Origin of the sequence: Vibrio sp. J383, from assembly GCF_023503985.1 — a bacterium.
Classification (GTDB): domain Bacteria; phylum Pseudomonadota; class Gammaproteobacteria; order Enterobacterales; family Vibrionaceae; genus Vibrio; species Vibrio splendidus.
The window spans coordinates 589,419-602,850 of record NZ_CP097293.1 but is presented as its reverse complement, the minus strand read 5'-3'; the positions used below and the strand labels follow the sequence as shown (position 1 = coordinate 602,850).

The 13,432-nt window shown below is 48.5% G+C and carries 2 tRNA genes and 7 rRNA genes; all 9 read right to left on the bottom strand.

The features are described from left to right. Positions 1–2 precede the first annotated feature (2 nt). Positions 3–79 (bottom strand) — tRNA-Ile (locus M4S28_RS02830). A 67-nt stretch (positions 80–146) separates the two neighbouring features. After that, positions 147–1,701, bottom strand: a 16S ribosomal RNA gene (locus M4S28_RS02825). A gap of 410 nt (positions 1,702–2,111) precedes the next feature. Then, positions 2,112–2,227, bottom strand: a 5S ribosomal RNA gene (rrf, locus tag M4S28_RS02820). Positions 2,228–2,325: 98 nt separating this feature from the next. After that, positions 2,326–5,219 (bottom strand): 23S ribosomal RNA (locus M4S28_RS02815). A 380-nt stretch (positions 5,220–5,599) separates the two neighbouring features. Further along, a tRNA-Glu gene (locus tag M4S28_RS02810) sits at positions 5,600–5,675 on the bottom strand. A gap of 67 nt (positions 5,676–5,742) precedes the next feature. Then, a 16S ribosomal RNA gene (locus tag M4S28_RS02805) occupies positions 5,743–7,297 on the bottom strand. Positions 7,298–7,722: 425 nt separating this feature from the next. Then, a 5S ribosomal RNA gene (rrf, locus tag M4S28_RS02800) occupies positions 7,723–7,838 on the bottom strand. A 97-nt stretch (positions 7,839–7,935) separates the two neighbouring features. Further along, a 23S ribosomal RNA gene (locus M4S28_RS02795) occupies positions 7,936–10,829 on the bottom strand. Positions 10,830–11,274: 445 nt separating this feature from the next. Next, positions 11,275–12,829: ribosomal RNA gene (locus M4S28_RS02790) — 16S ribosomal RNA — on the bottom strand. Together the 16S, 23S and 5S rRNA genes with 2 tRNA genes alongside form the textbook arrangement of a ribosomal RNA operon. Positions 12,830–13,432 lie beyond the last annotated feature (603 nt).

Genomic DNA, 13,432 nt, shown 5'->3' with positions numbered 1-13,432 from the left:
ATTGGTGGGTCTGAGTGGACTCGAACCACCGACCTCCCGCTTATCAGGCGAGCGCTCTAACCAGCTGAGCTACAGACCCAATATCGTCTCTTTTACTTTCTAAACCTAATCAATCTGTGTGGACACTCATCGTAAGTATCTTCGTATAAGGAGGTGATCCAGCCCCAGGTTCCCCTAGGGCTACCTTGTTACGACTTCACCCCAGTCATGAACCACAAAGTGGTGAGCGTCCTCCCCGAAAGGTTAAACTACCCACTTCTTTTGCAGCCCACTCCCATGGTGTGACGGGCGGTGTGTACAAGGCCCGGGAACGTATTCACCGTGACATTCTGATTCACGATTACTAGCGATTCCGACTTCATGGAGTCGAGTTGCAGACTCCAATCCGGACTACGACGCACTTTTTGGGATTCGCTCACTATCGCTAGCTTGCTGCCCTCTGTATGCGCCATTGTAGCACGTGTGTAGCCCTACTCGTAAGGGCCATGATGACTTGACGTCGTCCCCACCTTCCTCCGGTTTATCACCGGCAGTCTCCCTGGAGTTCCCGTCATTACTCGCTGGCAAACAAGGATAAGGGTTGCGCTCGTTGCGGGACTTAACCCAACATTTCACAACACGAGCTGACGACAGCCATGCAGCACCTGTCTCAGAGCTCCCGAAGGCACACCTGCGTCTCCGCTGGCTTCTCTGGATGTCAAGAGTAGGTAAGGTTCTTCGCGTTGCATCGAATTAAACCACATGCTCCACCGCTTGTGCGGGCCCCCGTCAATTCATTTGAGTTTTAATCTTGCGACCGTACTCCCCAGGCGGTCTACTTAACGCGTTAGCTCCGAAAGCCACGGCTCAAGGCCACAACCTCCAAGTAGACATCGTTTACGGCGTGGACTACCAGGGTATCTAATCCTGTTTGCTCCCCACGCTTTCGCATCTGAGTGTCAGTGTCTGTCCAGGGCGCCGCCTTCGCCACTGGTATTCCTTCAGATCTCTACGCATTTCACCGCTACACCTGAAATTCTACCCCCCTCTACAGCACTCTAGTTCACCAGTTTCAAATGCAGTTCCGAGGTTGAGCCCCGGGCTTTCACATCTGACTTAATGAACCACCTGCATGCGCTTTACGCCCAGTAATTCCGATTAACGCTCGCACCCTCCGTATTACCGCGGCTGCTGGCACGGAGTTAGCCGGTGCTTCTTCTGTTGCTAACGTCAAGATGCGCAGCTATTAACTACACACCCTTCCTCACAACTGAAAGTACTTTACAACCCGAAGGCCTTCTTCATACACGCGGCATGGCTGCATCAGGCTTTCGCCCATTGTGCAATATTCCCCACTGCTGCCTCCCGTAGGAGTCTGGACCGTGTCTCAGTTCCAGTGTGGCTGATCATCCTCTCAGACCAGCTAGGGATCGTCGCCTTGGTGAGCCATTACCTCACCAACTAGCTAATCCCACCTAGGCATATCTTGACGCGAGAGGTCCGAAGATCCCCCTCTTTGGCCCGTAGGCATTATGCGGTATTAGCCATCGTTTCCAATGGTTATCCCCCACATCAAGGCAATTTCCTAGGCATTACTCACCCGTCCGCCGCTCGACGCCCATTAACGCACCCGAAGGATTGTTACTGTCGTTTCCGCTCGACTTGCATGTGTTAGGCCTGCCGCCAGCGTTCAATCTGAGCCATGATCAAACTCTTCAATTTAAGATTTTGTGACTCAACGAATACTGACTTCAAAACTAATATTCATGTAAATATGAACATGTAATTCTAAAGCTATTACCATTCCAACAGAATGGTAATGAATTGACTGTGCCAAATAACCGAAGTTATTCGTATTGGTCACTCAGTTCATTGAAATCAATTTTGTTACCGAAGTAACTGTTTTATCCAAAGGATAAAACGTTTTGATATTCATCAACGAGTGCCCACACAGATTGATAGGTTTAAATTGTTAAAGAGCGTGTTCTCTAAAAAGAGAACGCTTTCAGTGCCTTAGCACTTAAGCAGGACGCGTATAATACGCTTTCCACTTTGAAAGTCAACATAAAACTCTAAGAAAACTTAGAACTCTATGGTGACTTGTCTATTAAATAGACAAAGTCGAAATTAAAGCCTGGCGATGTCCTACTCTCACATGGGGAAACCCCACACTACCATCGGCGCTATTGTGTTTCACTTCTGAGTTCGGCATGGAATCAGGTGGGTCCACAATGCTATGGTCGCCAAGCAAATTTTAAAATTCGGAAAGCTAATCTAAAAGTTATTTCTCTTCAAACGCATTCAAGGTCTGGTACATCTGAGTCCACAAAACCCCTTGGGTGTTGTATGGTTAAGCCTCACGGGCAATTAGTACAGGTTAGCTCAATGCCTCGCAGCACTTACACACCCTGCCTATCAACGTCGTAGTCTACGACAACCCTTTAGGACACTTATAGTGCCAGGGAAAACTCATCTCAAGGCTCGCTTCCCGCTTAGATGCTTTCAGCGGTTATCGATTCCGAACTTAGCTACCGGGCAATGCCATTGGCATGACAACCCGAACACCAGAGGTTCGTCCACTCCGGTCCTCTCGTACTAGGAGCAGCCCCTTTCAATTTTCCAACGCCCACGGCAGATAGGGACCGAACTGTCTCACGACGTTCTAAACCCAGCTCGCGTACCACTTTAAATGGCGAACAGCCATACCCTTGGGACCGACTTCAGCCCCAGGATGTGATGAGCCGACATCGAGGTGCCAAACACCGCCGTCGATATGAACTCTTGGGCGGTATCAGCCTGTTATCCCCGGAGTACCTTTTATCCGTTGAGCGATGGCCCTTCCATTCAGAACCACCGGATCACTATGACCTGCTTTCGCACCTGCTCGAATTGTCATTCTCGCAGTCAAGCGGGCTTATGCCATTGCACTAACCACACGATGTCCAACCGTGTTTAGCCCACCTTCGTGCTCCTCCGTTACTCTTTGGGAGGAGACCGCCCCAGTCAAACTACCCACCAGGCACTGTCCGTAATCCCGATTCAGGGACCAACGTTAGAACATCAAAACTACAAGGGTGGTATTTCAAGGACGACTCCATCACATCTAGCGACGCAATTTCATAGTCTCCCACCTATCCTACACATGTAGGTTCAATGTTCAGTGCCAAGCTGTAGTAAAGGTTCACGGGGTCTTTCCGTCTAGCCGCGGGTACACTGCATCTTCACAGCGATTTCAATTTCACTGAGTCTCGGGTGGAGACAGCGTGGCCATCATTACGCCATTCGTGCAGGTCGGAACTTACCCGACAAGGAATTTCGCTACCTTAGGACCGTTATAGTTACGGCCGCCGTTTACCGGGGCTTCGATCAAGAGCTTCGACCGAAGTCTAACCCCATCAATTAACCTTCCGGCACCGGGCAGGCGTCACACCGTATACGTCATCTTACGATTTTGCACAGTGCTGTGTTTTTAATAAACAGTTGCAGCCACCTGGTATCTGCGACTCTCGTCTGCTCCATCCGCAAGGGACTTCACTGATAAGAGCGTACCTTCTCCCGAAGTTACGGTACCATTTTGCCTAGTTCCTTCACCCGAGTTCTCTCAAGCGCCTTGGTATTCTCTACCCGACCACCTGTGTCGGTTTGGGGTACGATTCCTTACAATCTGAAGCTTAGAGGCTTTTCCTGGAAGCATGGCATCAATGACTTCACTACCGTAGTAGCTCGACATCGTATCTCAGCGTTAATGAAAGTCCGGATTTACCTAAACTTTCCGCCTACGTACTTGAACCTGGACAACCGTCGCCAGGCCCACCTAGCCTTCTCCGTCCCCCCATCGCAATTGTAAGAAGTACGGGAATATTAACCCGTTTCCCATCGACTACGCCTTTCGGCCTCGCCTTAGGAGTCGACTTACCCTGCCCCGATTAACGTTGGACAGGAACCCTTGGTCTTCCGGCGAGGGAGTTTTTCACTCCCTTTATCGTTACTCATGTCAGCATTCGCACTTCTGATACCTCCAGCAGCCCTTACAGACCACCTTCAACGGCTTACAGAACGCTCCCCTACCCCACATACCCTAAGGTACGTAGCCGCAGCTTCGGTGTATAGCTTAGCCCCGTTACATCTTCCGCGCAGGCCGACTCGACCAGTGAGCTATTACGCTTTCTTTAAATGATGGCTGCTTCTAAGCCAACATCCTGGCTGTCTGAGCCTTCCCACATCGTTTCCCACTTAGCTATACTTTGGGACCTTAGCTGGCGGTCTGGGTTGTTTCCCTCTCCACGACGGACGTTAGCACCCGCCGTGTGTCTCCCGGATAGTACTTACTGGTATTCGGAGTTTGCAAAGGGTTGGTAAGTCGGGATGACCCCCTAGCCTTAACAGTGCTCTACCCCCAGTAGTATTCGTCCGAGGCGCTACCTAAATAGCTTTCGGGGAGAACCAGCTATCTCCAGGTTTGATTGGCCTTTCACCCCTAGCCACAAGTCATCCGCTAATTTTTCAACATTAGTCGGTTCGGTCCTCCAGTTGATGTTACTCAACCTTCAACCTGCCCATGGCTAGATCACCTGGTTTCGGGTCTAATCCTAGCAACTGTACGCCCAGTTAAGACTCGGTTTCCCTACGGCTCCCCTAAACGGTTAACCTTGCTACTAAAATTAAGTCGCTGACCCATTATACAAAAGGTACGCAGTCACACCACGAAGGTGCTCCTACTGCTTGTACGTACACGGTTTCAGGTTCTATTTCACTCCCCTCACAGGGGTTCTTTTCGCCTTTCCCTCACGGTACTGGTTCACTATCGGTCAGTCAGTAGTATTTAGCCTTGGAGGATGGTCCCCCCATATTCAGACAGGATATCACGTGTCCCGCCCTACTCGTTTTCACTGATTATGATGTGTCGGTTACGGGGCTATCACCCTTTATTGCGAGACTTTCCAGACTCTTCACCTGCATCATTAAAAGCTTAAGGGCTAATCCAATTTCGCTCGCCGCTACTTTCGGAATCTCGGTTGATTTCTCTTCCTCGGGGTACTTAGATGTTTCAGTTCCCCCGGTTTGCCTCCTGTTGCTATGTATTCACAACAGGATACTTGCTTATGCAAGTGGGTTTCCCCATTCAGGAATCCCAGACTCAAAAGGTTATTACTACCTAATCTGGGCTTATCGCAAGTTATTACGCCTTTCATCGCCTCTGACTGCCAAGGCATCCACCGTGTACGCTTAGTCACTTAACCATACAACCCGAAAGGGTTTCTATTTACTTTCACTTTAAAAAGTGAAGACAAATAAGCGTATGGCAACTAACCAAGGTTTTTGGTTGTCATCAAGAAGGGTTAATTCTTGATAACTGTTTGCCGGACTCAATTTACTTTTTGTTTCCACTTTTTAATAAAAAGTAGAATCAAAAAATGAACAATCATTTCTGATCATTCGAATACAAGACACTTGAATGTGTTTGTTGTGTTTATCTAATGAAAGATAAACATTGAGAACTTTTAAATTTGATTGAATTACTCGTAAGTAATCAATCAGTCAGCTTTCCAAATTGTTAAAGAGCTTGATTCAAACTAATGAACCATTTTTAAATACTCTGATAGAAGAGAATACTTAAAGATGGTATCCCGTAGGGGAGTCGAACCCCTGTTACCGCCGTGAAAGGGCGGTGTCCTAGGCCTCTAGACGAACGGGACACTAGTATCTCTTTTACTTTCTAAACCTAATCAATCTGTGTGGACACTCATCGTAAGTATCTTCGTATAAGGAGGTGATCCAGCCCCAGGTTCCCCTAGGGCTACCTTGTTACGACTTCACCCCAGTCATGAACCACAAAGTGGTGAGCGTCCTCCCCGAAAGGTTAAACTACCCACTTCTTTTGCAGCCCACTCCCATGGTGTGACGGGCGGTGTGTACAAGGCCCGGGAACGTATTCACCGTGACATTCTGATTCACGATTACTAGCGATTCCGACTTCATGGAGTCGAGTTGCAGACTCCAATCCGGACTACGACGCACTTTTTGGGATTCGCTCACTATCGCTAGCTTGCTGCCCTCTGTATGCGCCATTGTAGCACGTGTGTAGCCCTACTCGTAAGGGCCATGATGACTTGACGTCGTCCCCACCTTCCTCCGGTTTATCACCGGCAGTCTCCCTGGAGTTCCCGACATTACTCGCTGGCAAACAAGGATAAGGGTTGCGCTCGTTGCGGGACTTAACCCAACATTTCACAACACGAGCTGACGACAGCCATGCAGCACCTGTCTCAGAGCTCCCGAAGGCACACCTGCGTCTCCGCTGGCTTCTCTGGATGTCAAGAGTAGGTAAGGTTCTTCGCGTTGCATCGAATTAAACCACATGCTCCACCGCTTGTGCGGGCCCCCGTCAATTCATTTGAGTTTTAATCTTGCGACCGTACTCCCCAGGCGGTCTACTTAACGCGTTAGCTCCGAAAGCCACGGCTCAAGGCCACAACCTCCAAGTAGACATCGTTTACGGCGTGGACTACCAGGGTATCTAATCCTGTTTGCTCCCCACGCTTTCGCATCTGAGTGTCAGTGTCTGTCCAGGGGGCCGCCTTCGCCACTGGTATTCCTTCAGATCTCTACGCATTTCACCGCTACACCTGAAATTCTACCCCCCTCTACAGCACTCTAGTTCACCAGTTTCAAATGCAGTTCCGAGGTTGAGCCCCGGGCTTTCACATCTGACTTAATGAACCACCTGCATGCGCTTTACGCCCAGTAATTCCGATTAACGCTCGCACCCTCCGTATTACCGCGGCTGCTGGCACGGAGTTAGCCGGTGCTTCTTCTGTTGCTAACGTCAAGATGCGCAGCTATTAACTACACACCCTTCCTCACAACTGAAAGTACTTTACAACCCGAAGGCCTTCTTCATACACGCGGCATGGCTGCATCAGGCTTTCGCCCATTGTGCAATATTCCCCACTGCTGCCTCCCGTAGGAGTCTGGACCGTGTCTCAGTTCCAGTGTGGCTGATCATCCTCTCAGACCAGCTAGGGATCGTCGCCTTGGTGAGCCATTACCTCACCAACTAGCTAATCCCACCTAGGCATATCTTGACGCGAGAGGTCCGAAGATCCCCCTCTTTGGCCCGTAGGCATTATGCGGTATTAGCCATCGTTTCCAATGGTTATCCCCCACATCAAGGCAATTTCCTAGGCATTACTCACCCGTCCGCCGCTCGACGCCCATTAAATCCTCCGAAGAATCAATAATGTCGTTTCCGCTCGACTTGCATGTGTTAGGCCTGCCGCCAGCGTTCAATCTGAGCCATGATCAAACTCTTCAATTTAAGATTTTGTGACTCAACGAATACTGACTTCAAAACTAATATTTACCGCTCTTTCGAAAAAGAACAGAAACATGTAATTCTAAAGCTATTACCATTCCAACAGAATGGTAATGAATTGACTGTGCCAAAATTAAGTAAACTTAATTTTGTATTGGTCACTCAGTTCATTGAAATCAATTTTGATTCCGAAGAATCTGTTTTATCTAACGATAAAACGTTTTGATATTCATCAACGAGTGCCCACACAGATTGATAGGTTTAAATTGTTAAAGAGCGTGTTCTCTAAAAAGAGAACGCTTTCAGTGCCTTAGCACTTAAGCAGGACGCGTATAATACGCTTTCCACTTTGAAAGTCAACATAAAACTCTAAGAAACTTAGAACTCTATGGTGACTTGTCTATTAAATAGACAAAGTCGAAATTAAAGCCTGGCGATGTCCTACTCTCACATGGGGAAACCCCACACTACCATCGGCGCTATTGTGTTTCACTTCTGAGTTCGGCATGGAATCAGGTGGGTCCACAATGCTATGGTCGCCAAGCAAATTTTAAAATTCGGAAAGCTTATCTAAAAGTATTTCTCTTCAAACGCATTCAAGGTCTGGTACATCTGAGTCCACAAAACCCCTTGGGTGTTGTATGGTTAAGCCTCACGGGCAATTAGTACAGGTTAGCTCAATGCCTCGCAGCACTTACACACCCTGCCTATCAACGTCGTAGTCTACGACAACCCTTTAGGACACTTATAGTGCCAGGGAAAACTCATCTCAAGGCTCGCTTCCCGCTTAGATGCTTTCAGCGGTTATCGATTCCGAACTTAGCTACCGGGCAATGCCATTGGCATGACAACCCGAACACCAGAGGTTCGTCCACTCCGGTCCTCTCGTACTAGGAGCAGCCCCTTTCAATTTTCCAACGCCCACGGCAGATAGGGACCGAACTGTCTCACGACGTTCTAAACCCAGCTCGCGTACCACTTTAAATGGCGAACAGCCATACCCTTGGGACCGACTTCAGCCCCAGGATGTGATGAGCCGACATCGAGGTGCCAAACACCGCCGTCGATATGAACTCTTGGGCGGTATCAGCCTGTTATCCCCGGAGTACCTTTTATCCGTTGAGCGATGGCCCTTCCATTCAGAACCACCGGATCACTATGACCTGCTTTCGCACCTGCTCGAATTGTCATTCTCGCAGTCAAGCGGGCTTATGCCATTGCACTAACCACACGATGTCCAACCGTGTTTAGCCCACCTTCGTGCTCCTCCGTTACTCTTTGGGAGGAGACCGCCCCAGTCAAACTACCCACCAGGCACTGTCCGTAATCCCGATTCAGGGACCAACGTTAGAACATCAAAACTACAAGGGTGGTATTTCAAGGACGACTCCATCACATCTAGCGACGCAATTTCATAGTCTCCCACCTATCCTACACATGTAGGTTCAATGTTCAGTGCCAAGCTGTAGTAAAGGTTCACGGGGTCTTTCCGTCTAGCCGCGGGTACACTGCATCTTCACAGCGATTTCAATTTCACTGAGTCTCGGGTGGAGACAGCGTGGCCATCATTACGCCATTCGTGCAGGTCGGAACTTACCCGACAAGGAATTTCGCTACCTTAGGACCGTTATAGTTACGGCCGCCGTTTACCGGGGCTTCGATCAAGAGCTTCGTCCGAAGACTAACCCCATCAATTAACCTTCCGGCACCGGGCAGGCGTCACACCGTATACGTCATCTTACGATTTTGCACAGTGCTGTGTTTTTAATAAACAGTTGCAGCCACCTGGTATCTGCGACTCTCGTCTGCTCCATCCGCAAGGGACTTCACTGATAAGAGCGTACCTTCTCCCGAAGTTACGGTACCATTTTGCCTAGTTCCTTCACCCGAGTTCTCTCAAGCGCCTTGGTATTCTCTACCCGACCACCTGTGTCGGTTTGGGGTACGATTCCTTACAATCTGAAGCTTAGAGGCTTTTCCTGGAAGCATGGCATCAATGACTTCACTACCGTAGTAGCTCGACATCGTATCTCAGCGTTAATGAAAGTCCGGATTTACCTAAACTTTCCGCCTACGTACTTGAACCTGGACAACCGTCGCCAGGCCCACCTAGCCTTCTCCGTCCCCCCATCGCAATTGTAAGAAGTACGGGAATATTAACCCGTTTCCCATCGACTACGCCTTTCGGCCTCGCCTTAGGAGTCGACTTACCCTGCCCCGATTAACGTTGGACAGGAACCCTTGGTCTTCCGGCGAGGGAGTTTTTCACTCCCTTTATCGTTACTCATGTCAGCATTCGCACTTCTGATACCTCCAGCAGCCCTTACAGACCACCTTCAACGGCTTACAGAACGCTCCCCTACCCCACATACCCTAAGGTACGTAGCCGCAGCTTCGGTGTATAGCTTAGCCCCGTTACATCTTCCGCGCAGGCCGACTCGACCAGTGAGCTATTACGCTTTCTTTAAATGATGGCTGCTTCTAAGCCAACATCCTGGCTGTCTGAGCCTTCCCACATCGTTTCCCACTTAGCTATACTTTGGGACCTTAGCTGGCGGTCTGGGTTGTTTCCCTCTCCACGACGGACGTTAGCACCCGCCGTGTGTCTCCCGGATAGTACTTACTGGTATTCGGAGTTTGCAAAGGGTTGGTAAGTCGGGATGACCCCCTAGCCTTAACAGTGCTCTACCCCCAGTAGTATTCGTCCGAGGCGCTACCTAAATAGCTTTCGGGGAGAACCAGCTATCTCCAGGTTTGATTGGCCTTTCACCCCTAGCCACAAGTCATCCGCTAATTTTTCAACATTAGTCGGTTCGGTCCTCCAGTTGATGTTACTCAACCTTCAACCTGCCCATGGCTAGATCACCTGGTTTCGGGTCTAATCCTAGCAACTGTACGCCCAGTTAAGACTCGGTTTCCCTACGGCTCCCCTAAACGGTTAACCTTGCTACTAAAATTAAGTCGCTGACCCATTATACAAAAGGTACGCAGTCACACCACGAAGGTGCTCCTACTGCTTGTACGTACACGGTTTCAGGTTCTATTTCACTCCCCTCACAGGGGTTCTTTTCGCCTTTCCCTCACGGTACTGGTTCACTATCGGTCAGTCAGTAGTATTTAGCCTTGGAGGATGGTCCCCCCATATTCAGACAGGATATCACGTGTCCCGCCCTACTCGATTTCACTGATTATGATGTGTCGGTTACGGGGCTATCACCCTTTATTGCGAGACTTTCCAGACTCTTCACCTGCATCATTAAAAGCTTAAGGGCTAATCCAATTTCGCTCGCCGCTACTTTCGGAATCTCGGTTGATTTCTCTTCCTCGGGGTACTTAGATGTTTCAGTTCCCCCGGTTTGCCTCCTGTTGCTATGTATTCACAACAGGATACTTGCTTATGCAAGTGGGTTTCCCCATTCAGGAATCCCAGACTCAAAAGGTTATTACTACCTAATCTGGGCTTATCGCAAGTTATTACGCCTTTCATCGCCTCTGACTGCCAAGGCATCCACCGTGTACGCTTAGTCACTTAACCATACAACCCGAAAGGGTTTCTATTTGCTTTCACTTTAAAAAGTGAAGACAAATAAGCGTATGGCAACTAACCAAGGTTTTTGGTTGTCATCAAGAAGGGTTAATTCTTGATGACTGTTTGCCGGACTCAATTTACTTTTTGTTTCCACTTTTTAATAAAAAGTAAAATCAAAAAATGAACAATCATTTCTGATCATTCGAATACAAGACACTTGAATGTGTTTGTTGTGTTTATACCGTTCTTATTAACTAAGAGCAGATAAACATTGAGAACTTTTAAATTTGATTGAATTACTCGTAAGTAATCAATCAGTCAGCTTTCCAAATTGTTAAAGAGCATAAAGCAAAAAGCTTTAATCAATAACTTACGTTATTAATTAAAGCTCTGGCTTTAACTAAATCTAAACCATCAATCTGTGTGGACACTCATCGTAAGTATCTTCGTATAAGGAGGTGATCCAGCCCCAGGTTCCCCTAGGGCTACCTTGTTACGACTTCACCCCAGTCATGAACCACAAAGTGGTGAGCGTCCTCCCCGAAAGGTTAAACTACCCACTTCTTTTGCAGCCCACTCCCATGGTGTGACGGGCGGTGTGTACAAGGCCCGGGAACGTATTCACCGTGACATTCTGATTCACGATTACTAGCGATTCCGACTTCATGGAGTCGAGTTGCAGACTCCAATCCGGACTACGACGCACTTTTTGGGATTCGCTCACTATCGCTAGCTTGCTGCCCTCTGTATGCGCCATTGTAGCACGTGTGTAGCCCTACTCGTAAGGGCCATGATGACTTGACGTCGTCCCCACCTTCCTCCGGTTTATCACCGGCAGTCTCCCTGGAGTTCCCGACATTACTCGCTGGCAAACAAGGATAAGGGTTGCGCTCGTTGCGGGACTTAACCCAACATTTCACAACACGAGCTGACGACAGCCATGCAGCACCTGTCTCAGAGCTCCCGAAGGCACACCTGCGTCTCCGCTGGCTTCTCTGGATGTCAAGAGTAGGTAAGGTTCTTCGCGTTGCATCGAATTAAACCACATGCTCCACCGCTTGTGCGGGCCCCCGTCAATTCATTTGAGTTTTAATCTTGCGACCGTACTCCCCAGGCGGTCTACTTAACGCGTTAGCTCCGAAAGCCACGGCTCAAGGCCACAACCTCCAAGTAGACATCGTTTACGGCGTGGACTACCAGGGTATCTAATCCTGTTTGCTCCCCACGCTTTCGCATCTGAGTGTCAGTGTCTGTCCAGGGGGCCGCCTTCGCCACTGGTATTCCTTCAGATCTCTACGCATTTCACCGCTACACCTGAAATTCTACCCCCCTCTACAGCACTCTAGTTCACCAGTTTCAAATGCAGTTCCGAGGTTGAGCCCCGGGCTTTCACATCTGACTTAATGAACCACCTGCATGCGCTTTACGCCCAGTAATTCCGATTAACGCTCGCACCCTCCGTATTACCGCGGCTGCTGGCACGGAGTTAGCCGGTGCTTCTTCTGTTGCTAACGTCAAGATGCGCAGCTATTAACTACACACCCTTCCTCACAACTGAAAGTACTTTACAACCCGAAGGCCTTCTTCATACACGCGGCATGGCTGCATCAGGCTTTCGCCCATTGTGCAATATTCCCCACTGCTGCCTCCCGTAGGAGTCTGGACCGTGTCTCAGTTCCAGTGTGGCTGATCATCCTCTCAGACCAGCTAGGGATCGTCGCCTTGGTGAGCCATTACCTCACCAACTAGCTAATCCCACCTAGGCATATCTTGACGCGAGAGGCCCGAAGGTCCCCCTCTTTGGCCCGTAGGCATTATGCGGTATTAGCCATCGTTTCCAATGGTTATCCCCCACATCAAGGCAATTTCCTAGGCATTACTCACCCGTCCGCCGCTCGACGCCCATTAACGCACCCGAAGGATTGTTAGTGTCGTTTCCGCTCGACTTGCATGTGTTAGGCCTGCCGCCAGCGTTCAATCTGAGCCATGATCAAACTCTTCAATTTAAGATTTTGTCGGCTCAATGAATACTGACTTCAAAACTAATATTCATGTAAACATGAACATGTAATTCTAAAGCTATTATCTTTCCAACAGAAAGATAATGAATTGACTGTGCCAAATACTTTCTTTCTACAAGAGAAAGTAGTTATTCGTATTGGTCACTCAGTTCATTGAAACCAAAGTTGATTCCGAGGAATCTGTTTTACTTCTCTTAATAAAAAGGGAAGATAAAACGTTTTGATATTCATCAACGAGTGCCCACACAGATTGATAGGTTTAAATTGTTAAAGAGCTTTTCTTCGTTGTGACTTACATCACTTCGGAAGAGGCGGCCATTCTAGCGTTTTAATTCTCAGTGTCAAACACTTTTGAAAATTAATTTCTACTTTTAAAAAGTAGAAGCGAATAATCGCTTAAAGCTAGTTGCCTTACTAACATTCTTCGCTGAAGCCTTGTGGCGTCTACCGTGTCAGTGAGGCGGCATTATAGAGATGTTCCTCACATTGGCAAGTGTTTATTACCGAAAAATGTAAAAATAACGGTTAGATGACGAATAAACACTCAAAGCCTTATTTATGCAAGTTTAACTACAAAGTACTTACAGA